This is a genomic window from Neorhizobium vignae (assembly GCF_000732195.1).
GTDB lineage: Bacteria > Pseudomonadota > Alphaproteobacteria > Rhizobiales > Rhizobiaceae > Neorhizobium > Neorhizobium vignae.
Map to the genome: position 1 here is coordinate 128,262 of NZ_JNNU01000003.1, position 26,337 is coordinate 154,598.

22 protein-coding genes and 1 pseudogene are annotated in these 26,337 nt (G+C 62.1%); 12 read left to right on the forward strand and 11 right to left on the reverse strand.

The genetic code is table 11. The features are described 5' to 3' along the window. The first annotated feature begins 27 nt into the window (after nt 1–27). Nucleotides 28–1,026 carry a polysaccharide pyruvyl transferase family protein gene (locus GQ59_RS05230; RefSeq protein WP_037078480.1) on the forward strand — a complete coding sequence of 333 codons (999 nt, stop codon included), beginning with the start codon at nt 28–30 and terminating at the stop codon, nt 1,024–1,026. A gap of 31 nt (nt 1,027–1,057) precedes the next feature. After that, nucleotides 1,058–1,879, forward strand: coding sequence for a hypothetical protein (locus GQ59_RS05235; protein ID WP_037078482.1), 822 nt, complete (start codon nt 1,058–1,060; stop codon nt 1,877–1,879). A gap of 26 nt (nt 1,880–1,905) precedes the next feature. Here GQ59_RS05235 and GQ59_RS05240 read toward each other — a convergent pair. Then, nucleotides 1,906–4,496, reverse strand: a pseudogene (locus GQ59_RS05240) (autotransporter family protein). 468 nt (nt 4,497–4,964) lie between these two features. Beyond that, the gene (locus GQ59_RS05245; RefSeq protein ID WP_037078485.1) at nt 4,965–6,005 is read right to left on the reverse strand and encodes an SMP-30/gluconolactonase/LRE family protein; all 1,041 of its coding nucleotides are present in this window, start codon (nt 6,003–6,005) and stop codon (nt 4,965–4,967) included. Nucleotides 6,006–6,352: 347 nt separating this feature from the next. Between GQ59_RS05245 and GQ59_RS05250 the strand changes: the two genes are divergently transcribed. Further along, nucleotides 6,353–8,275, forward strand: coding sequence for a methyl-accepting chemotaxis protein (locus GQ59_RS05250; protein ID WP_037078487.1), 1,923 nt, complete (start codon nt 6,353–6,355; stop codon nt 8,273–8,275). Nucleotides 8,276–8,307: 32 nt separating this feature from the next. Here the strand turns inward: GQ59_RS05250 and GQ59_RS05255 are convergent, their stop codons facing one another. Then, nucleotides 8,308–9,240 carry a GlxA family transcriptional regulator gene (locus tag GQ59_RS05255; RefSeq protein ID WP_037078490.1) on the reverse strand — a complete coding sequence of 311 codons (933 nt, stop codon included), beginning with the start codon at nt 9,238–9,240 and terminating at the stop codon, nt 8,308–8,310. A gap of 95 nt (nt 9,241–9,335) precedes the next feature. Between GQ59_RS05255 and GQ59_RS05260 the strand changes: the two genes are divergently transcribed. Continuing rightward, entirely contained in the window at nt 9,336–10,487 is a 1,152-nt protein-coding gene (locus GQ59_RS05260) for a DJ-1/PfpI family protein (protein ID WP_037078493.1), read from the forward strand. A 105-nt stretch (nt 10,488–10,592) separates the two neighbouring features. On the opposite strand, the gene GQ59_RS05265 is transcribed toward GQ59_RS05260, so the two are convergent. The 7 genes from GQ59_RS05265 to GQ59_RS05295 form a co-directional block, all read right to left on the reverse strand. After that, nucleotides 10,593–12,035: an amidohydrolase family protein gene (locus GQ59_RS05265; protein WP_037078495.1), complete on the reverse strand. Its 1,443-nt coding sequence runs from the start codon at nt 12,033–12,035 to the stop codon at nt 10,593–10,595. An 80-nt stretch (nt 12,036–12,115) separates the two neighbouring features. Beyond that, a complete protein-coding gene (locus tag GQ59_RS05270; RefSeq protein ID WP_037078496.1) occupies nt 12,116–12,499 on the reverse strand; it encodes a hypothetical protein in 384 nt (127 codons plus the stop codon). Beyond that, complete coding sequence (locus GQ59_RS05275) at nt 12,496–13,356, reverse strand: DODA-type extradiol aromatic ring-opening family dioxygenase (RefSeq protein ID WP_037078498.1); 861 nt, start codon at nt 13,354–13,356, stop codon at nt 12,496–12,498. Before GQ59_RS05275 ends, GQ59_RS05270 begins: the two co-directional genes overlap by 4 nt. 39 nt (nt 13,357–13,395) lie before the next feature. Then, nucleotides 13,396–14,580, reverse strand: a complete 1,185-nt coding sequence (locus GQ59_RS05280) for a CaiB/BaiF CoA transferase family protein (RefSeq protein WP_051903802.1) — start codon at nt 14,578–14,580, stop codon at nt 13,396–13,398. Nucleotides 14,581–14,589: 9 nt separating this feature from the next. After that, nucleotides 14,590–15,402 (reverse strand): citryl-CoA lyase, encoded by an 813-nt coding sequence (locus GQ59_RS05285; protein ID WP_037078500.1) that lies wholly within the window; start codon nt 15,400–15,402, stop codon nt 14,590–14,592. A 21-nt stretch (nt 15,403–15,423) separates the two neighbouring features. Beyond that, on the reverse strand, nt 15,424–15,999 hold the full coding sequence (locus GQ59_RS05290; RefSeq protein ID WP_037078502.1) for an NADPH-dependent FMN reductase: 576 nt from the start codon (nt 15,997–15,999) through the stop codon (nt 15,424–15,426). 136 nt (nt 16,000–16,135) lie between these two features. Continuing rightward, entirely contained in the window at nt 16,136–16,951 is an 816-nt protein-coding gene (locus GQ59_RS05295; protein WP_037078504.1) for an IclR family transcriptional regulator domain-containing protein, read from the reverse strand. Between the two features lie 121 nt (nt 16,952–17,072). Between GQ59_RS05295 and GQ59_RS05300 the strand changes: the two genes are divergently transcribed. Genes GQ59_RS05300 through GQ59_RS05320 form a run of 5 tightly spaced genes read left to right on the forward strand, consistent with a single transcriptional unit; the run spans nt 17,073 to nt 21,653 of the window. Then, nucleotides 17,073–18,341 carry an amino acid ABC transporter substrate-binding protein gene (locus GQ59_RS05300; RefSeq protein WP_037078505.1) on the forward strand — a complete coding sequence of 423 codons (1,269 nt, stop codon included), beginning with the start codon at nt 17,073–17,075 and terminating at the stop codon, nt 18,339–18,341. A gap of 52 nt (nt 18,342–18,393) precedes the next feature. Continuing rightward, nucleotides 18,394–19,272 carry a branched-chain amino acid ABC transporter permease gene (locus tag GQ59_RS05305; RefSeq protein WP_037078507.1) on the forward strand — a complete coding sequence of 293 codons (879 nt, stop codon included), beginning with the start codon at nt 18,394–18,396 and terminating at the stop codon, nt 19,270–19,272. After that, complete coding sequence (locus GQ59_RS05310) at nt 19,269–20,219, forward strand: branched-chain amino acid ABC transporter permease (RefSeq protein ID WP_037078508.1); 951 nt, start codon at nt 19,269–19,271, stop codon at nt 20,217–20,219. The genes GQ59_RS05305 and GQ59_RS05310 overlap by 4 nt, the downstream gene beginning before the upstream one ends. Beyond that, nucleotides 20,216–20,929 carry an ABC transporter ATP-binding protein gene (locus GQ59_RS05315; RefSeq protein WP_037078510.1) on the forward strand — a complete coding sequence of 238 codons (714 nt, stop codon included), beginning with the start codon at nt 20,216–20,218 and terminating at the stop codon, nt 20,927–20,929. Before GQ59_RS05310 ends, GQ59_RS05315 begins: the two co-directional genes overlap by 4 nt. After that, the gene (locus tag GQ59_RS05320) at nt 20,922–21,653 is read left to right on the forward strand and encodes an ABC transporter ATP-binding protein (RefSeq protein ID WP_051903803.1); all 732 of its coding nucleotides are present in this window, start codon (nt 20,922–20,924) and stop codon (nt 21,651–21,653) included. Before GQ59_RS05315 ends, GQ59_RS05320 begins: the two co-directional genes overlap by 8 nt. 57 nt (nt 21,654–21,710) lie before the next feature. On the opposite strand, the gene GQ59_RS05325 is transcribed toward GQ59_RS05320, so the two are convergent. Further along, nucleotides 21,711–22,334, reverse strand: a complete 624-nt coding sequence (locus tag GQ59_RS05325) for a TetR/AcrR family transcriptional regulator (protein ID WP_037078511.1) — start codon at nt 22,332–22,334, stop codon at nt 21,711–21,713. 262 nt (nt 22,335–22,596) lie between these two features. On the opposite strand from GQ59_RS05325, the gene GQ59_RS05330 reads away from it, so the two are divergent. Genes GQ59_RS05330 through GQ59_RS05340 form a run of 3 tightly spaced genes read left to right on the forward strand, consistent with a single transcriptional unit; the run spans nt 22,597 to nt 26,317 of the window. Then, nucleotides 22,597–23,457: an FAD binding domain-containing protein gene (locus GQ59_RS05330; RefSeq protein WP_037078513.1), complete on the forward strand. Its 861-nt coding sequence runs from the start codon at nt 22,597–22,599 to the stop codon at nt 23,455–23,457. After that, on the forward strand, nt 23,454–23,951 hold the full coding sequence (locus tag GQ59_RS05335) for a (2Fe-2S)-binding protein (RefSeq protein WP_037078515.1): 498 nt from the start codon (nt 23,454–23,456) through the stop codon (nt 23,949–23,951). The genes GQ59_RS05330 and GQ59_RS05335 overlap by 4 nt, the downstream gene beginning before the upstream one ends. Next, nucleotides 23,948–26,317: a xanthine dehydrogenase family protein molybdopterin-binding subunit gene (locus GQ59_RS05340; RefSeq protein WP_037078518.1), complete on the forward strand. Its 2,370-nt coding sequence runs from the start codon at nt 23,948–23,950 to the stop codon at nt 26,315–26,317. Before GQ59_RS05335 ends, GQ59_RS05340 begins: the two co-directional genes overlap by 4 nt. The last annotated feature ends 20 nt before the right edge of the window (nt 26,318–26,337 follow it).

Sequence of the window (26,337 nt, forward strand, 5' to 3'; positions counted from 1 at the left end):
CTTCTAAACTTTTGAAAGAGAGGCATAATGTCAGGTGCTCAGCAATCCGAACTTATCACCAAGCTTCAGGACAGGACCCACGATTGCCTTAAGGAGTTCATCCGGCCTGATGAAGCGATAGCGATACTGGACTTTCCCGATATCAGGAACTGCGGAGATTCCGCGATCTGGCTGGGAGAGATGGCCTATTTGCAGCAGCGGTACGCAAAGCGGCCTTCCTACGTGTGCACGACCGATGATTTCTCACCGGATGAACTCAAGAGCTCTGCCCCGAACGGCCCGATCTTCATCCATGGGGGCGGCAATTTCGGCGACATATGGGTGTTTCATCAGGATTTCCGGGAGCGCGTCATGGAGCTGTTCCCCGACCGGCAGATCGTCCAGTTTCCGCAGTCGATTCACTACAAGTCCGCAGAACGGCTGGAGCAAAGCAAGCGCGCGATCGGCAAGCACAGGAACTTCGTGCTCCTGGTGCGCGACGAGGAGTCGTTTCAGTTCGCCAAGGAAAATTTCGATTGCCAGGTCTATCTCTGCCCGGACATGGCCTTCTGTATCGGCAAGATAGAGCCCGCCGCGCCGGAGTTTCCGGTCCTCGCAATGCTCCGCCAGGACAAGGAGCAGGTCGGTACAGTCGACTTTTCCGCCTATCCGGACATCCCGAAAGAGGATTGGATCACCGAAAGCCAATCGAAGGTGCGTGTTGCAAAAGCGCTCGGGGCGGCCTCCGCGCTGCTGCATCTCACCCCTTCCGAAATGCGGCTGCGCAAACTGGATGCAGCGGCCAACAACCGCTTCCAGCGCGGCATACGGCAGATTTCCCGCGGCAAGGCCATCGTGACCGACCGGCTGCATGTGCATATCTGCTCGCTTCTCATCGGACGCAGCCATGCCGTGCTCGACAATAACTACGGAAAGATCCGCCGATTCATGAACGCCTTTTCGGGAGGTACCGATCTCTCCTACAAGGCGACCTCGCTCGACGACGGCATCAGATGGGCAAGAGAACAGGCGGGTGTCGCGGCATGACGCTGCCTGAGATCAACGACCGGAGGCTGTTATGAGTGTTGTGACCTTCATCATCCCTGTACGGCATCAGGCCAACGCGCGCGACTGGGGCATCCTGAAGCGAAACCTGACGCAGACCGTGGCATCCATCGCGAACCAGACCAATCCTGACTGGCGGGGAGTGATCGTCGCCAACAGGGGTGCGGATCTTCCCGTCCTGCCGGAGAAGTTCTCGGTGGCATGGGTGGACTTTCCGCCGAACGACATCCACGAACGGGGCGATGCGACGGAAGAGGATTTTCTCGATTCCTTCCGCGCCGACAAAGGCCGCCGCGTGCTTGCGGGCATGCTGACGGCCCGCGATTGCCGCTTCTTCATGATCGTCGACGATGACGATTTTGTCAGCGCCCGAATTACCGAATATGCCGCCCGGCACCCGGACGAGAACGGCTGGACCATCGACAAGGGCTATATCTGGGACGACGGCGGCAGCATTCTGTTGTGCCGCGACCAGTTCAACCACTATTGCGGAACGTCGCTGATCATTCGTTCGGACCTCTACGGACTGCCGTCAAAGGCGGAAGACGTTTCCCTTCCATGGATCAAGGACATGCTTGGCAGCCATGTCCGCATAGAAGCGATTCTGGCCGAACGCGGTACGCCCTTGAATGCCCTGCCGTTCCGGGGTGCGGTCTACCGTGTCGCCCATAAGGGATCGCACAGCAAGGCGCCCAGCCTGATCCATATGTATTTCCTGAACAGGAACGTTCTCAAGCGGCCCGTCCGGATTCTCAAGAACCTGACGAAGCTCCGACCGCTGTCGGCGGGGTACAGAAAAGAGTTTTTCGGGCTCGCCGCCGGAAAGACGGAGTAGATATCGCGGCGTCGGCACCGATCACATTACCACTTCGCGCTGAACCCGACCTTGGCGCCGATGCTGTTGCTGGCGCCGAAGTCCCTGAGGCTGGTGCGGGCGAAGGCTTCCCCGTGGATTGCATACCGGTCGTCGGACCAACTGAGCGAGCCGCCCAGGCTGAGGCCGCCCCAGAGCGGCTGGTTCTCGCTGACGACGTCGATACCGGAGACCTCGACATTCGAGCCGTCGAGGAAGTCGTAATAGAGATTGGCGATGCCGTAGAATTTCGAGCGGCTGATCCTTCCCGTCGCGTCCTTCCAGCCGCTGTCGTAATCGGCCGAGACGCCGAGGCGGCCGGTCAGGCTGTCGGCATCGTCCAGCGATACGGCGGCGCCATAGGCGTCGGTGAAGTCGTCGAACCGAACGGAGGAATAGGCCAGCTGCGCCTGCGGCGTCAGCGACCACTGGCGCGTCAGCGCGATCTTCTGTCCGCCTTCGACGCTCAGGCCATAACCGAAGCCATCATTGCCATCGGCAAGTGTGGATTGGAGCGTCCTGGAGTTGAGATTGCTGTCATACGAGGTGATGGCGGCCTGGGTATCGACGTAGAAGCCGCTATTGCCGAGCCAGGTCAGGGTGCCGTTAAGCCATAGCCTGTTGTATCGATGCTGCCTTTGCCAAAGCGCGAGGAGATATCCGCGGAGGCCGTCTCGAAGTGAAAGTTGAGACCGCCGATCAGCGCGCCGCTCCTGCCTTCATGCAGCATGCCGTCGACGCCCGCCTGCATCGTCCAGGTGTCCACATCGTATTCGGTGCCGGTTGTCGACGTTCTCGGATTGAGATGCGCGTGCGCGCCGTCGATGCGGGTCCAGATCGCCTCGATCGGCTCGTTCTCCGCTTGTCCGATGTCGATCGCCCGTCCGCTGCTGCGCTGGCGCAAAGTGCCGAATTCGTTGAGCGTCTGCAGAACTCCGGCATAGGTCTCGTAGAGAGGAACGCTCGGCGCATAGACCATACCGATCCCTACGCCTGCCGGATTGAGCAGGGTCGAACGCAGATACCAGTCACCGTCGGCAGGCGTGCTGACGCCGCCCTGGTAAAGCCGATAGGCGTAGGCTCCGCCGACCACGGCCTGATCGCCCTCGAACACATAGTCGCCGAGCAGCGAAAAGGTGCCGGCGGACGTGCCCCCGACATCGACGATCTTGATGCCTTCGACGGTTTGCGCGCCACCGCCGCCGAGATTGATGACCGTGACGTTCGTCGTGCCTGCGATATTGCCCGTCACCACGAGGAGGTCGCTCGGCGAGGCGTCGCCCCCGAGCACGGCCTCGACTTCGAGCGTGCCGCCCGTGCCGGTGTAGTTGCCCGCGATCGTCAGCGTGCCGATCGAATTGCCGGGCGCGATCGTACCACTATTGGTGACATCGCCGAAGATCGTGCCGGTGCCGCCGAGAATGCCGGCTCCCGATGTCGTGACCGGGCTGGTGATCGAGCCGTTGACGGCAAGCCGGCCACCGCTCACCGTCGTCGCGCCGGTATAGGTGTTGACGCCCGAAAGCGTTTGGCTGCCGCCGGTGACCGTCAGTCCGCCCGTGCCGCCGATGACGCCCGCGAATGTGTCGTTGGCATTGGTGATCGTCAGGGTTTGAGCCCCGAGCACCACTGTGCCGCTGCCGGCCAGGCTGCGGATCGCCGGAGCCGCGGATGCCGAAACGTCAAAGGTGCCGTCTGCCACGACCCGGCTGGAATTGGCAACGGCGCCGGCGCCGGTAAGGGCGAGGCTGCTGCCGAATTCGATCTGCGTCTCGCCTGAATAAATGCTGTTTGCCTGCAGGTTGAAAATCCCGCCGACACCGGTGACGGTCAGGCCGCCGATGCCCGACGTTGCGTCGGTTCCCACGGCAAAGCCGGCGGTATCGATCGTCAGCCCGCCGGCGAGAAGGTTGAGTTCGGTGCCGGAAAATCCGTTGATGAAGGTCGCGTTAGCGACCGTCGCGCGCAGGATGCCATCGTTGAAATTGGCCTGGCCTGTACCGCTGCCGATCCGCAAGGTTTGAGCCTGCAGCGTGCCGCCGCTGCTGATGTTAAGCGTGCCGGACGACTGGACGCCGCTGCCCAGCACCGTGTTGCTGACCGTGACGACTTTCCCGCCGTTCGCGATGTTGAGCGTGCCAGCACCATTGACGCCGATATTGAAACTCCCAACATTTACGTTCCATTGTGACCCTGCTCCGGTGACAGTCGCGATTCCGGTACTTCCGACCGAAAACCCAAGTCGGCTGGTGTTAGTGCTGGTCAGAGTGCTGCCGTTCTGGATCGTCAGAACGCCGGGCAGTGTACCGGTTTGGCCTACGGATGTGGTCCCCACCGACACGCTGACCGGCCCACCGACGCCGATGACGGCTGAATTTGGCGGCGTTACGCCCGTAGTACCAATGTTGACGGATTCAGCTGGAATGGGAGGGATTCCGTTCGACCAGTTGCTCCCGTCCATCCAGTCAGTGCTTGTTCCTCCGGTCCAAAGATCGACCGCGGAGGCCGAGCCCGTGGACAGGGCCATAAGCGCCGCCAAGCAGATCCCCGAAAGTAGCGCCGGTTTCCTGGTTCCGTGAAACCCATAGCCAGTCCGCATGATACAGCCCCCGTAAAATGCATTTTGAGATTGATTTCGGACAATGTGATCAGGATTCGCAATTCGCGTGATAAAAAATGACGAATGTTAAGAAAACATGACCGACCCTGAAAATCGGGGGGTCTGCGGAAAATGGCGGCGACGACACTGCGCCCGGTACCGCAAGGCACTCAGCCTGATCCATATGGATTTCCTGAACAGGAACGTTTCAAAGCAGCCTGTCCGGAGTCTCGAGAATTCGATGAAGCCCCGGCCGCTGTCGGCGGGGTACAGAAAAGAGTCTTTCGGCTTTCAGCCGGAAAGACGGGGTAGATATCGCGGCGTCCAGTCTAACCTCGGGATCCGCTGACGAGCATGGCAAGACGACGGCGCGGCGATGCGGATTGCTGGGAAAAGCGTGGCGCAGCGGCGGTCACGGCGGAAGCGACCGGACCTGACGGCCGGCCGCTTCGGATTTCGTCGCGGTGATTAAACTGCGCCGCGGGTTTCCACGTAGATCGCGTAGACCGAGTGGCTGCTCGCCATATAGAGGCGGTTCCTTTTCGGGCCGCCGAAGACAAGGTTCGGGCATCGTTCCGGAAGCTTGATGAAGCCGATCGCCTTACCGGTCGGGTTGAATATCTTGACGCCGTTCAGATCCTCGGGCCTGGCGCCTGCAGCGCCGTTCGCTCCCCAGCCGCACCAGAGATTGCCATCGACGTCGACCTTGAAGCCATCGAGACCGCCGTTGTCGTCGGCCGTCACCAGCGCCGTCTTGTTCGAAAGCTTCACGCCGTCTGCGCCGACATCGTAGCTCCAGACTATGCGGAATGGCGATGCGCGCCCTTCGACGATGTAGAGCTTCTTTTCATCCGGTGAAAATGCGAGGCCGTTCGGGCCCTTCAGTTCGTCGGTGACGAGGCCAAGCTTGCCGTCCGGCGTTATGCGATAGACGGAATGCGGCAGCTCCGCCGTGCCCTTCTCGCCCTCCCACTCGCCGGCGATGCCGAAGGGCGGGTCGGTGAACCAGATGGAGCCGTCGGATTTGCAGACGATATCGTTCGGGGAGTTGAGCCTCTTGCCGTTGTAGTTGTCCGCGAGCACGGTGATCGATCCGTCATATTCCGTGCGGGTGACCCGGCGTGTCAGATGTTCGCAGGAAAGCAAGCGGCCCTGGCGGTCGCGGGCGTGGCCATTGGCATAGTTGGAGTTGGCGTTGTAGACGCTCCAGCTTTCATTGGCTTCGTCATAGCGCATGACCCGATTGTTCGGAATGTCGCTGACAAGCAGATAGCGCCCGTCGCCGAACCAGACCGGACCTTCCAGCCAGCGAGCGCCGGTTGCGACCTGTTCGAGCGAGCTGCTGGCGACACGATATTTCGCAAAGCTCGGATCGAGGATTTGGATAGCCGGATCGGGATAGATGGGGCTCGGCGTAAAGCCGATCGCCTGGGCGGATGCCGTTTTCGGGAAGGCGGTTGCAAGAGCGGCCGCTGAAAGCGTCATGATGTTGCGGCGTGAAAAATTCACGTTGAAATCCTTCGATTATGGATAGTTGATTTCATATCAATTTGACCGGTTTGACGGGGAACCGAGACCATGGTCCGCCTCCCAGTTAAAGGCAGTCCATTGTGCGCCGCAACAAACGAGATTGCTTTCTGCCGCCTTTGGTTAAGCAGTGGTGAAATCCACCCGCAAGGTCCGAATGTGCATTTGACGCGCTGCGGCAAGAGTAAGATTTTATTATGAAAAAGCGCTTATGAAAAACGAAGGATCAAGTTCGATCACCCTGCGCATGATGTGCACCGCCCGGCACGGCTCCGGCTTTTTCAATTTTCGATGCTCTGTCGCTCTTTCAGCGTTTTTCGAGGTATCTGATGCTCAAGAATTTGAAGATTAAAACAAAATTTCTCATGGCGATTGCCATCCTCGCGGTCATTTCCCTCGCAGGCCTGATGTATGTCACCAGCAGGTTCAGCGCCGCCAACGAGGCCTATTCCGGCTTCCTGCAGAAGGAAAGCAACGCGGCGACCTTCGGACCCCGCGGCGCGGCCGGCATGTGGACCGCGACGACATGGCTGAGCCGTGCGCTCGCCCAGGACCCGGCAAGCGCGGCATTCCAGGATCTTTCCGGCCGGTTTTCCAAGGAATTTGCCGGCGCCCGTGACCGGTTGAGCCAGATCCCGGCGCTGGTGCCGAGCCGCAAGGCTGCGATCGACGAACTGCTTGCCGGTGCGGACGCACTGAAGGCGATCGGCGACGATCTTCTCAAGGCTCATACCGCAGGCGAGGAGGAAAAAGTCCGTACGCTCTCGGCCAAGCTCGATCAGGCGATCGTCGATCTCTCGCCGAAATTCGGCGCCAACAATGGCGCCATGGCGGAAATCCTCAACAACGGCGCCAAGACGCTGAGCCAATCGGTGTCCAGCACCATCACCTATGCGATCGGCGGCATGCTTTTCGGCATCGCGATCGCCGCCGTCCTGTCCATGACCATCGCCCATAAGGGCATCACCGCGCCGATGGCCCGACTGCGTGAGCGTATGGCTTCGCTGGCTGCCAGCCAGACGGAAGCTGCCATCGACGGCCTCGACCGCAAGGACGAAATCGGCGAGATGGCCAAGGCCGTCGCCATCTTCCGCGACAACGCGCTGGAGCGTGCCCGCCTGGAACGGGAAGCCGAAGACAATCGCGGCCTGTCCGAGCGCGAGCGCATGGAGCGCGAAACCCAGAAGACGCGCGAAGCCGCCGAGATCAAGTTCGCCGTCGACAATCTGGCGGAGGGCCTGAGCCATCTGTCCGACGGCAACGTGTCCTATCGCATCGAAAAGCAGTTCACCGCGTCGCTGGACGGTGTCCGCAACGATTTCAACGCCTCGGCTACCAAGCTGCAGACGGCCCTGGAGCAGGTGGCGGAGAATGCCCGTAGCATCCAGGCCGGTTCTGCGGAGATCAAGGCAGCCGCCGACGATCTGGCGAAGCGCACCGAGCAGCAGGCGGCCTCCGTCGAGGAAACCGCCGCGGCTCTCGAAGAAATCACCACAACCGTCAAGGACGCCACCAAGCGCGCTCAGGAGGCCGGCGCGCTGGTTGCCCGCACCCGCAGCGGAGCGGAAAACTCCGGCGAGGTCGTCCAGCACGCCGTCAAGGCGATGGAACAGATCGAGAAGTCCTCCGGCGAGATTTCCAACATCATCGGCGTCATCGACGATATCGCCTTCCAGACCAATCTTCTGGCATTGAACGCCGGCGTCGAAGCGGCCCGTGCGGGCGATGCGGGCAAGGGGTTTGCCGTCGTTGCCCAGGAAGTGCGCGAACTCGCCCAGCGCTCCGCCAAGGCCGCCAAGGAGATCAAGGCACTGATCACGACGTCGAACGAGCAGGTCAACGCCGGGGTGCAGCTGGTGGGCCAGACCGGACAGGCGCTGGTCACGATCGTTGCCGAAGTGCAGGAAATCAACCGGCACGTCAACGCGATCGTGGAGTCGGCCCAGGAACAGTCTTCGGGCCTTCAGCAGATCAACACGGCCGTCAATCAGATGGACCAGGATACCCAGAAAAATGCCGCCATGGTCGAGGAATCGACCGCCGCAAGCCATGGTCTCGCCAGAGATGCGGCATCGCTCAACGAATTGCTGGCCCAGTTCAAGCTGCCCGGTCAGCGCCACGTTCCGCGTCCGGCCGATCGCCGCGACACGCCGGCTTCCTCGCCGGCCCGCAATCTGGCCCGCAGGGTTGCCACCGCCTTCTCCGGCGGCTCCGCGGCCGCTGCGGTCAGCAACGACTGGCAGGAGTTCTAGGCGCGCCTTTGAGGGGCTATCTGCGTCCTAAGTTATTTGTATCCACGCCTGAGCGCCTGCGGGGGCTGTCCCAAGCTTCTCAGGAACGCTCGCCGCATTCGCCCGGCGTCGCCGAAACCGGCGGCCTCGGCAATATGTTCGAGCGGCGCATGGCTGGTCTCGACCGCCGTCCGCGCCGTTTCCAGCCGCAGGCGCTCCACGGCCTTGGCGGGTGTCGTGCCGGTTTCGGCTGCAAACGCCCTGGCAAAGTTGCGCGGGCTCATCGCCGCCTGGTCGGCGAGGCGCTCGACGGTCAGCCGCTCGGCCAGATGCTCGCGCATCCAGTCGATCAGCGCCAAGAACCTGCCCGTGTGTCCCCCGAGTTCGACGAGCGCTGAAAACTGCGACTGGCCACCCGGCCGGCGCTGATGAACGACGAGCTGCTGTGCCGCCCTTCGCGCAATGTCCGGTCCCAGGTCATCCTCTATCAAGGCAAGCGCCAGGTCGATACCGGCGGAAATGCCGGCCGAGGTCCAGACAGGACCGTCCTGGACATAGATGCGTTCGGCGTGCATTTCTATCTTGGGGTAGCGCCGGGAAAAGTCGTGCGAACTGTTCCAATGGGTGGTGGCCCGGCGCCCGTCGAGCAACCCGGCTTCGGCGAGCAGATAGGCCCCGGAACAAACGCTCGTCAGGCGGCGTGCGCTTGTGCGTCTCAGCCATTCAAGAATGTCGTGCACGGCCTCCATGGAGCGGATGATCTCGCCGCCCGAGATCATCACCGTGTCGAACGGCCCATCCGCAAGCGGCGCAGCCGAAAGTTTGAGGCCCGACGAGCTCTCGATCTCTCCACCGCCCGGCGCCATCAGCACCAGGTCGTAACTGCCCGGCCGGAATCGCTCCGCCATCTCGAACGCCGACGTCGGCCCGGCCGCATCGAGAAGCTGGAAACCCGGATGCACCACGAGAGCAATTGTGCGAGCCATGGCAGTTTTTGCCCGATTAATGTCATTTCAGTCAGACGATAGCAGCGGTAACTTTGCCTGCAAACAGAGGCAACCGATCGATCGGCGAAACTGTCATGAAATGGCGCTTTGTTCTTGCGGGCGGGTTGGGACTTGCTGCGGTTCTCCTGGTGGTCGCCGGGGGCTGGATAGTCTCTCTGCCGTCCGGCTCATCGGGGGGCGACGCCAAACCTGTCCCCGGCGAGGAGACGCGTGCCACGGTCGAGGCCTTGAAGCTGCGGAAACGCGCCCGTCCCGTGATCGCCATCGTCGGCATCAACGACGGGACGGAGATCACCGACTATCTGATGCCCTACGGAATCCTGCGCCGCGCCGATGTGGCCGACGTGGTGGCGTTGGCGACGCATCCTGGGCCGATGGCGCTCTATCCGGCTTTGAAGGTCGAACCGCAGGCGACGATCTTTGAATTCGACAGGCAGCATCCGGAAGGCGCCGACTACGTCATCGTCCCGGCCATGGTGCGCGAGGATGATCCGGCAGCGTTGCGCTGGATCAGGAGCCAAGCCGACAAAGGTGCGATGATCATCGGCGTCTGTGTCGGTGCCAGGGTGGTTGCGGCCACCGGCCTTCTCGACGGCCGAAAAGCCACGACCCACTGGTATTCGCTGGAGGCCATGCTGGAGGAACATCCGAGCATCCGCCATGTCGCCGACCGCCGCTATCTCGTCGACGGTCGCGTTGCGACGACGACGGGCATCAGCGCCTCCATGCCGATGTCGCTGACGCTGATCGAGGCGATCGCGGGCCGGGAGAAAGCCCAGTCTGTCGCGGCCGAGCTGGGCGTCGCGGATTGGGATGCGCGACATGACAGCGGCGCCTTCGCGTTCACGCGGCCCTTCGCATTGACGGCAATCGGCAACTCGCTCGCCTTCTGGCGCCGGGAAACGCTCGGCATCGAACTGTCTCAAGGCGTGGACGAAGTTTCGCTCGCTCTCGTCGCGGATGCCTGGTCGCGCACCTATCGCTCGCGCGTGATGACCTTCGCAACCGGCGCGGATGCCGTGGAGAGCCGCGGCGGTATCCGCATCGTTCCCGACCAGGTGAACACAAGCGCGTCGGCGGTGCCCGTGCCCGGAGCGCCGCTTGCCCGCAAACCGGCGGAAGCGCTGGATGCGACGCTGAAGGCGATCGGTGAGCGCTATCGGGAAAACACGGCCGATTTCGTGGCGATGCAGCTCGAATACAAAAGACGAGTGACGCCGCGGTAGATGGTGGCGGTCTGCGTTTTGCGTCTCGACACGGGAGGGAGGAACTGGTCATGAAGGCGCTCATCGCAGGCGCGGGCATCGGCGGATTGACGATCGCGCTTCAACCTAGAACAGATCGGGTCTGATTCCGGCGGCATCGAGCAGGAAGTCGCGGCTTGCTTCCAGTTCCGACCTCAGCCTGGCGATGTCATGACCAAGCAGCGTGCCCTGCCATTTGCGGATTTGGCCGGCGCAAAGCACCGTCGAGACGTTGGACCGCTCCATCAGCGTGACGATGGCACCGGGGACGTGATTGAGCGGGGCGACGTTGATGGCATTCGCATCGAGCAGGATGATGTCGGCTTCCTTGCCGGGCGTCAGCGTGCCGGTCTTGTGATCGAGCTTGAGGCCTCGCGCGCCTTCGATCGTTGCAAAGCGGATAACGTCGATCGCCGACAGCAGCTTCGGGTATTCCTCGCCGCGCAGCGCCTTGTCGTTCGCCAGCATTCGCTGCAGCGTGATCGCCGAGCGCATCTGGGTGAACATGTCGGCGGTCATGGTGCATTCCACATCCGTCGACAGGGACGGCTGAAGGCCGAGGTCGAGCGCCTGTTGCAGCGGCGGGTTGCCGTGCCGCATCTGCATCTCGATCGGTACGGAGAGCGATATATGCGAGCCTGCGTCGGCAGCGCGCTTCCAGGCCATGTCGCTCATGCCCGTCATGTGGATGAAAATGTTGTCCGGCCCGAATTTTCCGGCCTCCGCCAACTGGTCGAAGATCGGCTGCATGCCGAACGTGCCGACCACATGCAGGGCGATCGGAATACCGAGTTCTCGGCCGAGCGCCCAGGCCTCCTCATGGAACGGCAGATAGATTTCGCCGCCCATGACCATGGTCAGCAACTGGTCCTCGCTCGCAAAATGTTCGGCCTTGATGCGTCGGGCGTCGCCCGGATATTTTGAAGCATCGCCCCAGCCTTCGAAGTAGCCGAAGACGCCGCGCCGCCCGGCATCGCGAAGCGCCGTGATCGCCGCATCGGAATGTTCCGGCGAATGGTGGATCTGGCTGACGTCCATGACGGTCGTCACGCCGGCATCGATCTGGGACAGGCCGCCGAACAATTCCGAAATGTAGACATCCTGCGGCCGGTAGAGGACCGAGAACTTTTGGAGCATCCATTCGTAGTAGTTGGCAGCACTTTCCGGCCGCCCGTCATTGATCAGGATCGCGTCGGCAAGCAGGCTTCGAAGCGCCGTCTCGAACTGGTGGTGATGGGTGTCGACGAAACCCGGCATGACGACCATGCCGAAAGCCTCGATAATTGCGGCTTCCGGCGCGGTGATCGATGCTGCAACTTCGACGATCCGCGATCCGCGGATCAGCACGTCGCCTTTGGAAAAATTGCCGACGACGTTATCCATGGAGAGCACCGCGCCTCCGCGGATGAGGGTAAGGCGATCGGGATCGCCAACGCCGACCGGCATGCTGGCCGGCGCGGCGGTGATCCTTCCCGAACCGCTGCCGAGTCCCGCCGGCGCATGCGTCCGGTTATTGCAGAATCTGCACATGGTCTTCCCCTCCCAAGGTAAAAACAATCATGCCCACCACAACCGAACCGGCGGCGGGAGGCTTGCCCGGTGTGCGTCTCTCAGCGCGCGGCTGCCTGCCAGAGCGCGATGGTCGGGTAATCCTTGCCGGTCCAGTGTTTCAGCTTTTCCGCGAACTCGCGCTGGAAGGAAAGCGGGCCGCTCTTGGCCATATAGTCCTCGTCGTAGATCGCGATGAAGATCGTCAGCGACAGGAAGAAATGTGCGCCCATTTCGAACAACGCCACATAGTCGTGGTTGACGAGCGCCTCGCGTTCCGCATCCGTCAGGGAGTTGATGGTCGAGATTTCCGCGTCGTTCAGCTTCGGGCCGATCGACTGCTCCCAGCTGGCGACGAGCGACCGCGGGTCTTCCTTGTAGCGGCGAAGCAGTTCCGGGTCGCGGTCGACGGTGAAGAGGAACTTGTTCACATAATACTTGCTCATGCGGCTGTTCCTTCCGGATACCAGGTGAAGTATGCCTCCATCGTGTGGAAGAGGTCGAGATTGTCATGATAGGCGGTCGGGATCGGCCCGGCGATGCCCATCATCAGGATCAGATCCATGAAGCCGTGGGTGGCGTTACCACTGGCGCTCATGCTTTCATGGGTCACATTGGCGAGGATTTCCTCGATATTGCCGGTCGACAGCCATTCGATCGCCTTGCGGTCGAATTCCGGGTCCGGTCCGGTTTCCTTGAACTGCCGCGGTCCGCCCAGTTCGAGCGACAGGTGCCCGCTGCCGACGGCGGCGATGCGTTTGTCGGACGGGAACTCGTCGATGATCTCGCGGATGGCGCGGCCGAGATCCCAGAAGCGTTTCGGCGAAGGCAGCGGCGGTGCAAAGATATTGGTGTAGATCGGCACGACCGGGAGGTCGGCGTCGGGACGGGTGGTGATGATCGGGCAGATGATCGAATGGTCGAGCTTCAGCTCATGGCTGAAGGCGAAGTCGAAACCGCGGTCCATCAGGCCCTGATGCATGAAGTTCGACAGTTCCTCATGGCCTTCCAGCACATATTTCGGAATGCCGAACTCGCGCTCTTCATTATAGAAGGTGGCGTCGTAGCGCGGCGCCTTGCCGATCAGGAAGGTCGGATAGTTGTCAAGGAAGAACTGGTGGAAATGGTCGGCGCCGACCATGACCAGGATATCCGGCTTGGCGCGGGTCAGGGTCTCGCGATAGGCCTCGACCTTGCGTTTCCATTCCGCCGCCTGCGGCATCTGCTGTTCCGGCGGCATGGTTGTCGCCTTCAGGTAAAAAGGGTGGTGGGTGGTCGCAAGGACCGCTGCCAGGGTTGCCATCTTCTCCTCCGAATTTGTCCTGTCTGTTAGACCGAATTCCTAACCCGTCACAGCCGCCGTCTCTGTGTCCAGCGCCGGCCAGGCTGTCGGATTGCTTTGCAGCGCCGAGCGGATCTCGTCCCCGTGCTGGTTGACGACCGGCGCGGCCCGCACCGTGTTTGCGTGTTCCCCATCGAACGAATAGGCGGGCCGGACCGTCTGCTCGGCACCTTCGATCCGGCCTGCGACCGGCACGAACATTTCGAGATGCTGCGCCTGCGGATCGTTCACCACATCCGGGATGGTGTTGATCGGCGCGAAGGGCACGTCGAACTTCGAGAAGCGTTCCACCCATTCCGGCCGCGTCCTGGTGGCGAAGATCGCGTTGAGCTCGGCATTCAGCGCGTCGTAATTGTCGATGCGCTTCAGCCGCTGCGAGAACCGTTCGTCCCTGGCGAGCGCCTCGCCCTCGATCGCCTCGACCAGCGCATCCCAGAATTTGTCGAGCGAGGACAGGTGGAAGGCGAACAGCTTGTCATCCTTGCAGCGGACGATGAAGGCCTGTGCGAGGCGCGGGCGGTCGACGCCGCTCGGCTCTTCGCCAAGGGCGAAATAACCCATGAAGGGTTCGACTGCGAAATGCATCATGGCCTCGATCATGGAAATGTCGATGCGCTTGCCCTTGCCGGTGCGGCCGCGTTCGATCAGCGCCGCCGAGATGCCGAGCGAGGCGTATATGCCGGTGATCGCATCGGCGAGCGCGGGGCCGATGAAGCGCGGTTGTTCGGGGTCGATCGAGACGCTGAGAAACCCGCTGACGGCCTGCGCGACGGAATCGTAGACCGGCCGCTGCGCATAGGGGCCGTCCGGACCAAACCCGCTGATCGAGCAGTAGATCAGCCTGGGATTGATCTTCGACAGGGTCTCATAGTCGGCGCCGATGCGGCCTGCGGCGCCGGGGCGGAAATTCTGGATGTAGACATCGGCCTGGGCGATGAGCTGGTAGAAGATCTCGCGGTCCTGCTCGCTTTTGAGATCGAGCCCGATCGCCCGTTTGTTGCGGTTATAGGCCTGAAAATGGGCGCTGTAGAAACCTGTCTTGAAGCTTCGATAGGGATCGCCATTGCCGGCCGACTCGATCTTGATGACGTCGGCGCCGAGATCGGCGAGCATCATCCCGGCGCAGGGGCCGGTAATGAACGTGCCCTGTTCGACGATGCGGATTTGGTCCAGAGCTTTGAGCATGTCCAGGTCCTAGTTCTCGTTTGCCACGAAGCCGTCAGGCGCGGGGCCGTCATATTCGATGGCGCTGGCGGCGGCGGCGGACATGACGAAGCCGATCGGCCTCGTCTGTTCCTCGAGCAGGTGACCGATCAGCCCGGCGGTGCGGGCCAGAAGCGGCACGCCCTTCAATGCTAAGAGCGGGTATCCCGCATCGAGCAGCACGCAGGGGATGGCGCTCGACACATTCATGACCAGCGGCCTGCCGATGATCTCGGGGATGAGCCTTTCGACCGTCTTGGCGATTTCGCAATGGATGCCGGCGACGCCGAGTTCGCGCGCGATTGCCAGCAGGCGCTCGGCGCGCGGGTCATGGCCTTTGTGCAGGGGGTGACCGTAGCCGGGCACCGGTTTCTTCTGTTGCTTGTAGCCGCGAAGCAGCTTTTCGGCGGTCGCCTCGACCGAATTGCCGCTCGCTTCCGCCTCTTCGCGGATATCGCGGAAGAAGGCCCCTGAGGTCTCGGACGCCCCGAGAATGACCGAACCGCAGCCGAGAAGGCCGGCGGCGACGGCGCCCTGAACCGCTTCGGGAGAGGCGGCGAGCGTCATCCGCGCCACCTGCACGCTCGGCACCAGGCCATGTTCGGCGATCGCCACCAGCGTCGCGTCGAGCATGCGGCGCTGCTTTTCGTCCGGCAGAGTGCCGGCGACCAGCAGCCAGGTATATTCCGTAAACGAGATCGAGCCGATCAGGTTGTCGACGAGGTCGTGGCCTCGCACGATGATCGTCTCGGGATTCGAGGTGCAGATCGCCTGATAGGGCGCGGATTGCTTGCCGATTTTCATGCTGGTGTCCTTGGAGAATGGTTAGTCTGCAGCACTCGCCTTGCCGGCAAAGCGGCTGGCCCAGCGGTCGAACTGATCCATGAACTGCTGCAGGAAGAGGCGGGTTTCCTCATTGGTCACGTCGCCTTCGGGCGTAATGAGGCCGGGCGGCAGATGGATGAACGCTTCGGGTAGCCCCATCACGGCAACGTCGAGGCAGCCGAGAATGGCACGCAGGTGCTGCTGCGCCGCTGCGGTGCCGATCCGGCCGTAGGAAGCGCCGGTGATCGCCGCCGGCTTGCCGGCCCAGGCGCTGCTATCCCTGGGCCGCGAAGCCCAATCGATGGCATTTTTCAGCATCGCCGAGATCGAGCGGTTGTGCTCGGGGGTGACGAAAAGCAGCGCATCGGCTCGCCTGATCTCGGCCTTCAGCCTTTTGACCTGCGGGGGTGCGCCGGCATCCAGCACGTCCTGGTCGAAGATCGGCAGGTCACGGATCGTCACCCATTCGAATTCGACGTCGGGCTTCGCGAGCCGCGTCAGGGCAAGGGCGAGCAGTCTGTTGAGCGACGCTTGCCGTGCGCTTCCGACGATGACTGCGATTTGCAATCGCGCCATGAAATCCTCCCACGCCATTTCTAAATTTATTCGCTTGGCGAATTTATATTCGTATAATGAATTTCGATGACGCGGAGTGTCAAGCCCTGTCGCGAGAGCTTTGAAAAATTTCAGAGGACGAGTTGGCTGCGAGGGATCAGCGGGCGGTGGGGTTGGCTGGCGCCAGTGAATGCACGAGCGCGGGAAAACGGCTGAACAGTTGCGAGAGCCGATTGGCCGCCAGTCGCAGTTCCGGCAGGCGCTGTTGGACCAGTTCCTCCGGCGTCAGCCGGGGCGTGTAGCCGGAACTGTTGATCGCGCAGACGACCCGTCCGGTATTGTCCTTGACCGGTACGGCAAGCGCGGTGATGCCGTAATCGAGCTGATCGACAGTGATCGAATAGCCCTTTGCGCGGGTCTCGACCAGGATTTCCCGGAGTTCCGCCTCGTCGGTCACCGTGTAGTCCGTCAGCTTCAACGGCGTATAGGCCTGGAAAAACCGGTCCATCTCCTCTTCCGCAAGAGCCGCCATCAAGACCCGGCCCATCGAGGTCGCGTAGGCCGGATAGGTGACGCCGAGGCTGGCATTGCGCCGCACGCCGCGGCTTTCGGAAAGATGGGCGATGTAGAGCACGTTCGTCCCGTCGAGCACGGCCATGTTGGCGGCATCGCCGAAAAGCGAGGTGATCCGGTGCAGTTCGGGAGTAACCGCTTCTTCGACATTGAAGGCGTTCAGGTAGGCGGACCCGAGGGTGAGAATGCGCGGAGCCAGGAGAAAGTGCTTGTTGTGCCGGCGAATGAAACCGAGCGCTTCGAGCGTCAGGACATTCCGCCTGACCGTGGCGATCGACATGCCGACCTTGCGGGAGAGCTCGGCCAGCGTCATCTCCGGATCCTTGGCGTCGAAAGCCTCCAGAACCGACAAACCCCGTGCCAACGCCTCGACGAACTCGGGCGAATTGCTGTCAATCATCGGAATTTCTCCTGCTACACGGCATTTCGTTCGCACACGGGATTGACAAGCGCAAGACCTGCCGCCTATCGTTATGCGAATATTTATTCGTCTAGCGAATTTTTCTTGGGAGGGAAAAGCTATGAAGACAAGGCGCCAGTTTCACAAGCTCGTGGCGGTAACGGCTGCGGGTCTTGCCGCCCCTGCAATCTTCGGGAGCAAGGTCTTTGCGCAGGACAAGCCCATCCGGGTCGGCGCGAGCGTGTCGCTGACCGGTCCGCTGGCGAGCACCAAGAACGGCCAGATCGGGTACGAGCTCTGGCGCGACGACGTCAACGCGGCAGGCGGGCTTCTCGACCGCAAGGTCGAACTGGTGATCTACGACGACCAGAGCAGTGCCGCCAACGTGCCGGCGATCTATTCGAAGCTCGTCGATGTGGACGCCTGCGACGTGCTGTTTTCGCCTTATGGCGCCAACCTTTCCGCGCCGGTCATGCCCTTCATCAAGCAGCGCGACCTGTTCATGATCGGCATGTTCGGCCTTGCCGGCAACGATGTCGCCAAGCACGACAAGTTCTTCCACAGCGGCCCGTGGGGACCGAACTCCGGACGGGATTGGGCCCGTGGCTTCTTCGACCTGGCCAAGGCGCAAGGGGTCAAGAAGATCGCCATCATCAATGCCGACCTGGAATTTTCGAAAAACGCCGCGAAGGGCGGCGCGGAAGTCGCCAAGGAATACGGCATGGAGGTCGTGTTCAATCAGAGCTACCCGCCGAACACGTCCGACTTCTCTTCGATGATCCGCAACATCAATGCCGGGGACCCCGAGGCGATCTTCATCGCCTCCTATCCGGCCGACAGCACGGCGATCATCCGCGGCGTCAAGGAAATCGGCATTTCCGACAAGGTGAAACTCTTCGGCGGCGCCATGATCGGCCCGCAATACGGCGCGCTGCTCGGTTCGCTCGGTCCCGAACTCAACGGGCTCGTGAACTCGCATACCTTCGTTCCGGAGCCCACCATGCAGACGCCGGCGATCAAGAGCTTTTTCGACCGCTACACGCCGATTGCCGTCAAGCAGGGTGTCGATCCGCTCGGTTTTTACATTCCGCCCTTCTATTATGTCGCCGGCCAGCTGGCGGCGGCCGCGATCACCGGTTCGAAATCGGTCGATCCGGCCAAGATGGCGGCCTTCCTGCATGCCAATGCCGTCGATACCATCGCCGGCAAGATCGCCTTCAACGAGATCGGCGACTGGAAGGAGCGCCGCGTCCTGATGGTGCAGCTGCGCGGCATCAAGGGCAACGATCTCGAACAGTTCCGCAATCCGGGCCACCAGGTCATCCTCGACCCGCCATCCCTGAAGACAGGCGATCTCGCGGCGCCTTACAACAAGGCGCGCGCCAGCTAATCCTTCAACCGATCCAGAGAGCCGGTGCAAGGCCGGCTCAAGGGCCCTATCAATGTTATCGATCGACATTCTGCTGAACGCCATCGTGACGGGCATTCTGCTGGGGAGCGTTTATGCATCGCTCGCCCTGGGGCTCGGGATCACCTTCGGCATTCTCCACATTCCCAATATCGCCCATCCGACGCTTGTCGTCGCCGGCGCGTTTTTCGTCTATACGCTGACCCAATGGGGGCTCGATCCGATCGTCGCGGCGGTGATCGGCCTTGTGCCCTTCTATCTTCTCGGGGTTGTGCTCTACGCCTTTTATTCGGCTGTTTTCGAACGCAAGGGCGGCGCGAACGTGCTGCAGAGCCTGACGCTGTTCTTCGGCCTTTCGCTGGTGATCGAGATCCTGTTGTCGCTCGGCTTCGGTTCCGAGCTCAAGTCGGTCAGCGTTTCCTATATCGGCTCAAGCCTCAAGATCGGCATCCTTACCGTCCCCTATCGGCTGCTGATCCCCGCGCTTCTCGCTCCCGTGACGATCGCCGCCGTGTGGCTTTATCTCAGCCGCACCAGTTCCGGCACGGCAATCCGCGCTGTGGCCCATGAGGAGCGGGCGCTTTCGATCGCCGGCCTCAATCCCGCCTCCGTCAAGCGGCACGCTTTCGGCATCGCCACAGCGACCGCCGTCATCGCCGGAGCCGCCCTGATCATGGTCGGCCCGATCGAGCCCTTTGCCGGGCGTTTCCAGATCGGCCGCGTCTTCGCGATCGTGGTGCTCGCCGGCATGGGGTCCATTCCCGGCAGCCTGGTGATCGCCATCATCATCGGTATCGCCGAAGCGCTCGTCTCCAGCTACCTCAATCCCTCCTGGTCCCCCGGCGTCGCCTTTGCGATCCTGCTGCTGGGCCTCGCCCTCCGCCCGCAGGGCCTGTTCGGAGCTGCGCGATGAAAAAGAATTCCCTCCTCTTCCTCGCGGGCGTCATCATCGTGCTTGCGTTAGGTTTCCTGATGCCGTGGCTGCTCAGGAACCCGTTCTATTTCTTTGCGGGCTACGTGGTCCTCCAATATGTGACGATCGCCACCGGTTGGAACATTCTTGGCGGTTACGCCGGCTATATCAATTTCGGCGCGGCCGGTTTCTTCGGCGCCGGCGTCTATCTCTCGGCCTTCCTGTTCACCACATTCGGCCTGCCGCTGCCGCTCTGCATCCTGGCCGCGGCGATTGTCGGCGCCATTCTCGGCGTGCTGATGGGTTACCTGACATTGCGGATCCAGGGCGTCTATTTCGCCATCGCCACGCTCGGCCTCGTCGTCGTCCTCGAAACCATCGTGCACAATATCTCCGGGCTCGGCGGGGCGAGCGGCATGGCCGTCTACGGTCCGCGGCCGCCTGCCTGGAGCCCCGGGCCGTCGCAATACAATTTCACCGTCATGGTGGTGATCGCGGTCGCCAGCGTTGCGCTCGCCCGCTGGGTGGAAATCTCCTGGATCGGCCGTGGCCTAAGGGCGGTGCGGGCAAGCGAGGACGCCGCCGAATGTTCCGGCGTGCCGACGCTTCGGCTCAAGCTGGTCGCCTGCGCCCTGAGCGGCGCGGTGCTTGCCGCGGCCGGCGCGCCCTATCCGTTCTACACGTCCTTCGTCGAACCGGTCACGGCCTTCAGCCTGATCATCGGTTTGAACGCCATCGCCATGCCGCTGATCGGCGGCACCCGAACCTGGGTCGGCCCGGTGATCGGCGCTCTTCTGCTCGCCTCGGTACAGCAGATCGCCACTGTCACCATATCCTCCGAACTCAACATTCTCTTCGTCGGCGCGGTCCTGATCGCCTTCGTGGCCTTTGCTCCGGGGGGCATTTCGGATCTCTTCGGCCGCAATAAAGGCAGGGCAAGACCATGACGGAGCCGGTTCTTTCCCTCAAGGGCGTCGAAAAACGGTTCGGATCGTTCCGCGCGCTCGGTCCCGTCGATCTCGATGTCGGCGCCGGCGAGCGGCTCGGCATCATCGGCCCGAACGGTTCCGGCAAAACGACGCTCATCAACTGCATCACCGGCGTCTACCGCCCCGACGGTGGATCGGTGTTTTTCGAAGGCCGGGACATCTCGCATCTCCAGGCGCACAAGCGCGCGCGGATGGGCATTGCGCGCAGTTTCCAGATCCCGCGGCCCTTCACCGGCATGACGGTGTTTGAAAACCTCCTCGTCCCCCTCGATTACTGCCATATTGAGGGCAGCAAGCATGACCGGGCAAGTTCGGTGCTTGCAAGCGTCGGGCTGTCGGCCCGCGTCTCGGATCCGTCCGAAAAGCTGACCCAGCTGGAATTGCGCAAGCTGGAGCTGGCGCGCGCGCTTGTCGGAAATCCAAAGGTCCTGATCGCCGACGAGGCGATGGCGGGCTTGTCCGAAGAGGAGATCGACGAGGTCCTGGCGATCCTTTTCGCGCTCAACCGGTCAGGCGTCGCGGTAATCATGATCGAACACATCATGCATGCGGTAATGCGTTTCTCGGAACGGGTTGTCTGCTTCGAGACCGGCCGGCTGATCGCATCCGGCACGTCGTCCGAGATCGCCGAACATCCGCTCGTTCAGAAGGTATATTTCGGTGAATAGGCTGATTATTGAAAACCTGTCGGCCGGTTACGGCGCCGTCTCCGTCCTGCGAAAGGTCTCGCTGGAACTGAACGAAAGCGAGATGGTCGCGCTGCTGGGCATGAACGGCAACGGCAAGAGCACGCTGCTCAACTGCATCCTTGGTTTCGTGCGGGCAAGCGCGGGTCGGATCGTGCTCGAATGGAACGGCAAGAACACCGACCTCACGAAACTTCAACCGCACGAGATCGTCCGCCTCGGCCTGTCGATCGTCCCGGAAGGACGCCGCCTCGTGCCCAACATCTCGGTCGAAGACAATCTCAAGCTCGCGGGCAGCAATCCCCTGGTCCGCGACCGGATGAAGCAGAACCTCGCCTACTGTTTCGAGACCTTTCCGCTGCTTCTGGAGCGCCGCAGGCAGATCGCTTCGACCATGAGCGGCGGGCAGCAGCAACTGCTGGCGATCGCCCGTTCGCTGATGACGGCGCCGAAGATCATCATCATCGACGAACCCTCGGTCGGCCTGGCGCCGATCGTCGTGCGTGACGTGCTGAATGCCATCACCCAGCTGCGCGAGAAGAGCAACATGACGATCCTGATGGCGGAGCAGAGCTTCTTCCAGGCGATCGACGTGTCGTCGCGCGCCTATGTGCTGGCCCATGGCAGCATTCAACGGGAGTTCAAGCGTTCGGACGGCGAGATCGCTCATGACGAGATCCGCCGCGCCATGCTCGGCGCACATTAAGGGGACGCGACGGAACCGCTGAGATCATGGGGTCGGGGCGGTTCAGGCGAATGCGCGCTAGGGTTTCGGTCGGACGATCGCCCTTGCGATTGCGGGGCCACCGAGCATGAAGCTTCTGACGCCGTCGCGGACGATGTCGTCCAGAGATTCCGGGGTGGGCGTCGCATATACGAACCGACGGATCGCCAGATAGAAGATGCGGCCGTGGAGACCCCAGAACAATTCGGTCTCCCGCTCGGAAAGCGGCGCCTCGTCCGGGCCCGGCAGGCCCAGCTCGTGGCGGAATTCGAGGCAGGCAGGCTCGACGATCTGCCGGCGCACGATGTCGAGATAACGCGTCGTGATGTCGAAGGTTTTGAGGCCGGAAAAGACGAAGATCCGGACCCAGTCGTAGTGGAAGACTCGCTCCACATATCGCAGATAGAATTCCGTCAGCCGGCTTTCCAGCGATCGGCCGCGGTCGATGATGAGGCCGGCCCAGCTATCGTCCCAGCGGCTGAGATAAACATGTTCGTAGACCCGCTCGATCAAGGCTTCCTTGCTGGGAAAATGCCGGTAGATCGCCGAATGGGTGATGCCGATGCGCTTGGCGAGTTCGCGGGTCTGGCCCTCGAAGCCATGCTCGGCGAAGAAGCGGACGGCCTCTTCCAGGATGAACTGTTCGCGCTCGTTCGCCCGCATGTATTGTTTGGGACGCCGCGGTTTTTCTCCGCCACCTTCGCGTTCAAGGCTCTTCTGCTGATCCGTCATGCCTGCCCTGATCTGCCATGCCGTCGCCGAGTCACCGGCAACCCATTTCGCATAGCGATACCGCGACAGGCGTTTGAGACCAAGTGGTAATTTTATTTGAGACCAGTTGGTTATTTTTCTTGACCGGCGGATCGACCTGCGAAATATTGTAACCAAGTGGTCACAAATCCGCAGCGCCACGGGGGAGGAGCCGGTGAAGGCGAGGGCTTTCGATTACATGCGCCCGAAATGCGTGCAGGAGGCATTGGAAGCTTTCGTCCGCGCCGATGGTGACGCGAGCTATATTGCGGGAGGGCAGAGTCTCGTCCCGGCGCTTGCGCTTCGGCTGCAAGCCCCCGGCCTTCTCATCGATATCGCTCGCCTGGACGAACTGCGCGGCCTTTCTGTCGCCGGCGGTCATCTGCGCATCGGCGCAACCACCCGCCACTGCGAAATTCTCGGCTCGGATCTCGTACGGGAACATGCGCCGTTGCTTGCAAGGGCGGCTCCCTTCGTGGCGCACCCGGCGATCCGCAACAAGGGCACATTCGGCGGCAGTCTGGCGCTCGCCGATCCCGCATCGGAATTTCCCGCCATGGCGCTTGCGCTCGATGCGATCATTGAAATTGCCTCCGTTGAAGGCAGCCGCCGCGTCGGCGCCGGGGATTTCTTCATCGATCTCTATGAAACGGCGCTTCAGCCCGGCGAGATCATCACCGCGGTATACGTACCCCTGGCTAGCGCAAAGACCCGGACAGCCTTCGACGAACTGGCCCGCCGGCGCGGCGATTACGCGATCGTCGGCGCGGGCATCGATGCGGAAATGCAGGGCGGTTTTGTCGAGCGCATGCGGATCGCCTTCCTTTCGGTGGGTTCGACGCCGGTCAGGGTGGGTGCGGTCGAAGCCGCGCTGACCGGGCGGCAGTTGACGCCGCAGGCGATCCGGCAGGCACAGGACGTGCTCGGCACTGAGCTTGATCCGGTCGGCGACGAGCACACGCCTCCAGAGATGCGCCGGCATCTTGCAAGGGTGCTGCTCGGAAGGCTGCTCGGTCGACTGGAGGCGAACGTATGAGCGGCAAGGTGACGATTTCGTTGGCCGTGAACGGCGAGACAATCGAGGCGCTGGTTGCACCGCGCACCACGCTTGCCGATTTCCTGCGGCAGGACATCCAGCTCACCGGCACCCACACGGGTTGCGAAATGGGTGTCTGCGGCGCCTGCCTGGTCTTGCTGGACGACCGGCCGGTGCATGCCTGCCTGATGTTTGCGGTGCAGGCCGATGGCTGCGCCGTCGAGACGGTCGAAGGCCTGACCCATCGCAGAGCGATCGACGACCTTCAGAAGGCGTTTCATGAGCGCAATGCATTGCAATGCGGCTTCTGCACTGCGGGCATGCTGGTGAGCGCCTACGGGGTTCTGGCTTCCGGGGATGAGCTCGATCGCGACAGTATCCGTGACGCGCTCTCTGGAAACTACTGCCGCTGTACCGGTTACGAATCGATCGTCGATGCGATCGAAACGACGGCGAGACTGCGTCGGCAGCATATGGAAAAGGAGGAGGCATGAACGCGTTCGCCGGCTCCATCGACAGGCCTAACTCCTATATCGGCCGCTCGGTATCGCGACCGAATGCAAAGCGCCTGCTCGAAGGACGGGGGCGGTACGTGACCGATCTCGTGCTGCCGCGCATGCTGCATGCGGCTTTCGTTCGCAGCCCCTATGCGCATGGAAAAATTGTTTCGATCGATATCGAGGAGGCAAAGGCCCTCTCCGGCGTTCGCGCGGTTTTCACGGGCGAGGACCTGGCATCGATCTGCGCGCCCTGGACCGGAACGCTCGAGCATTTCACCAATATGAAGTCTCCGCCGCAAGTGCCGCTACCTCTTGAAAAGGTGATGTGGTCAGGGCAGCCGGTCGTTCTCATCATCGCCGACAGCCGGGCGGTCGCCGAAGATGCGGCCGAGCTGGTAATCGTCGATATCGAGGAGCTCCCGGCGCTGGCGGACCCGGTCGATGCCATGTCTGCGGCGGCGATGTCGAAAGAGCTCGCCGACAATATCTGCTTTGCCACGAAACTCGACAGCGGAGGTGTCGAGGAGGCATTCGATGCAGCGGACACGGCGGTCGAGCAGAGCTTCATTTTCGGCCGGCACACGGCGGTGACACTCGAACCGCGCGCGATCGTTGCCGACTACGATCCGAGCGAGAACCGGCTGACCGCCCACCATGCGACCCAGACGCCCTATCAGTTCCAGGATGTCTATTCCCGCCACTACGGCATTCCGGAAGCCAATGTGCGCGTCATCGCGCCGGATATCGGCGGTTCGTTCGGAATGAAACTGCATGTCTATCACGAGGAGATGGCGGTCGTCGGGGCGTCGATCCTGCTCGGTCGCCCCATCAAATACGTCGCCGACCGGATGGAATCCTTCGTCTCGGATATTCATGCCCGCGACCACCGGGTAACCGGACGTCTTGCCCTCGACCGGGACGGCCGCATCACCGCGATGGACGTGGACGACGTAACCGCGATCGGCGCCTTTTCGAGCTATCCGCGCACCAGCGCGGTCGAGGGAAACCAGGTCATCCGGCTGATGGGCGCCCCTTATGACTTCTCTTCCTATCGCGCCAATCTTTCGGTCGTGTTCCAGAACAAGGTGCAGACCAGCCAGTATCGCGCGGTCGGGCATCCGATTGCCTGCGCGGTGACGGAATGCCTGGTCGATGCTGCGGCGCGCGAACTCAGCCTCGATCCGTTTGAAATCCGTGAACGCAATCTCATTCCGGACAGCAGCTATCCCCGTACATCGCCGACCGGGTACCAGTTCGAAAAGCTCTCCCACCAGGTCTGTCTCGCGCGGCTGAAGTCGATGATGAATTATGACGCTCTTCGCGTGGAGCAGGCAGGTCTGCGGGAAAAAGGTATCCTGCGCGGCATCGGTATCGCCCTTTTCGTAGAGATCACCAATCCGAGCCCGGCTTTTTATGGTGTCGGCGGCGCGCGGATTTCCGCGCAAGACGGAGCCATCCTCAAGCTCACGCCGTCCGGTGAGGTGCATTGCTCGATTTCCGTGACCGAACAGGGGCAGGGGACGGAGACCATCATCGGTCAGATCGTCGCGGACCAGCTCGGCATCGATCGTGAAAAAGTGCGGGTGATGACCGGCGACACGGATACGACGCCCCATGGGGGCGCCACCTGGGCCTGCCGTGGGGCGGGCATCGGCGGTGAAACGGCGCTGCAGGCGGCGCGCAAGCTGAAAGCAAATCTGCTCGCCGTTGCAGGCCTCATCCTGCAGGCGCAACCCGGCGAGCTTGATATCCGCGCGGACTGGATCGTCGAGACGGTTACGGGCCAGCAGCGCATCAGCCTGGCGGAAGTCGCACGCGTCGCCTTCTTCCGGTCCGACACGCTGCCGCCCGAAACGCAGGCGCAGCTTTCCGTCGTGCATCACTATGCGCCGCAGGGTTATCCGTTCGCATTCACGAACGGGGCCCAGAGCTGCCTGGTGGAAGTGGACGCGGAGACCGGTTTCGTGAAGATCCTCAAGCATTGGGTGGTCGAGGATTGCGGCCGCATCATCAATCCGCTGCTGGTGGACGAACAGGTGCGAGGCGGCGTGGTGCAGGGACTGGGCGCGGCCTTTTTCGAGGAATGCCTCTACAACGAGGAAGGTCAGCTCACCAATGGTTCGCTTGCCGACTACCTGGTGCCGATGGCCTGCGAGATGCCCGATATCGAGATTTCCCACGTCGAAACGCCGACCCGGGACACCGAACTCGGTGCAAAGGGCTGTGGCGAAGCAGGGACGGCGGCGGCTTCCGCTGCCGCGATGAATGCCGTCAACGATGCGCTTGTGGGTCACGGCGCGGTGTTGACGCAGATACCGATGACGCCGACGCGCATATTGAAGGCGCTCGGCACGATCTGAACGCAGGAACGATCCGATGT

What these genes read in the sequence shown, in the direction of transcription:
- GQ59_RS05335 (WP_037078515.1), top strand. Translation starts at nt 23,454, where the DNA reads ATGAGCGGCAAGGTGACGATTTCGTTGGCCGTGAACGGCGAGACAATC.
- GQ59_RS05260 (WP_037078493.1), top strand. Translation starts at nt 9,336, where the DNA reads ATGAAATGGCGCTTTGTTCTTGCGGGCGGGTTGGGACTTGCTGCGGTT.
- GQ59_RS05280 (WP_051903802.1), bottom strand. Translation starts at nt 14,580, where the DNA reads ATGCTCAAAGCTCTGGACCAAATCCGCATCGTCGAACAGGGCACGTTC.
- GQ59_RS05310 (WP_037078508.1), top strand. Translation starts at nt 19,269, where the DNA reads ATGAAAAAGAATTCCCTCCTCTTCCTCGCGGGCGTCATCATCGTGCTT.
- GQ59_RS05300 (WP_037078505.1), top strand. Translation starts at nt 17,073, where the DNA reads ATGAAGACAAGGCGCCAGTTTCACAAGCTCGTGGCGGTAACGGCTGCG.
- GQ59_RS05235 (WP_037078482.1), top strand. Translation starts at nt 1,058, where the DNA reads ATGAGTGTTGTGACCTTCATCATCCCTGTACGGCATCAGGCCAACGCG.
- GQ59_RS05265 (WP_037078495.1), bottom strand. Translation starts at nt 12,035, where the DNA reads ATGTGCAGATTCTGCAATAACCGGACGCATGCGCCGGCGGGACTCGGC.
- GQ59_RS05290 (WP_037078502.1), bottom strand. Translation starts at nt 15,999, where the DNA reads ATGGCGCGATTGCAAATCGCAGTCATCGTCGGAAGCGCACGGCAAGCG.
- GQ59_RS05295 (WP_037078504.1), bottom strand. Translation starts at nt 16,951, where the DNA reads ATGATTGACAGCAATTCGCCCGAGTTCGTCGAGGCGTTGGCACGGGGT.
- GQ59_RS05325 (WP_037078511.1), bottom strand. Translation starts at nt 22,334, where the DNA reads ATGCGGGCGAACGAGCGCGAACAGTTCATCCTGGAAGAGGCCGTCCGC.
- GQ59_RS05255 (WP_037078490.1), bottom strand. Translation starts at nt 9,240, where the DNA reads ATGGCTCGCACAATTGCTCTCGTGGTGCATCCGGGTTTCCAGCTTCTC.
- GQ59_RS05270 (WP_037078496.1), bottom strand. Translation starts at nt 12,499, where the DNA reads ATGAGCAAGTATTATGTGAACAAGTTCCTCTTCACCGTCGACCGCGAC.
- GQ59_RS05285 (WP_037078500.1), bottom strand. Translation starts at nt 15,402, where the DNA reads ATGAAAATCGGCAAGCAATCCGCGCCCTATCAGGCGATCTGCACCTCG.
- GQ59_RS05305 (WP_037078507.1), top strand. Translation starts at nt 18,394, where the DNA reads ATGTTATCGATCGACATTCTGCTGAACGCCATCGTGACGGGCATTCTG.
- GQ59_RS05230 (WP_037078480.1), top strand. Translation starts at nt 28, where the DNA reads ATGTCAGGTGCTCAGCAATCCGAACTTATCACCAAGCTTCAGGACAGG.
- GQ59_RS05250 (WP_037078487.1), top strand. Translation starts at nt 6,353, where the DNA reads ATGCTCAAGAATTTGAAGATTAAAACAAAATTTCTCATGGCGATTGCC.
- GQ59_RS05315 (WP_037078510.1), top strand. Translation starts at nt 20,216, where the DNA reads ATGACGGAGCCGGTTCTTTCCCTCAAGGGCGTCGAAAAACGGTTCGGA.
- GQ59_RS05275 (WP_037078498.1), bottom strand. Translation starts at nt 13,356, where the DNA reads ATGGCAACCCTGGCAGCGGTCCTTGCGACCACCCACCACCCTTTTTAC.
- GQ59_RS05340 (WP_037078518.1), top strand. Translation starts at nt 23,948, where the DNA reads ATGAACGCGTTCGCCGGCTCCATCGACAGGCCTAACTCCTATATCGGC.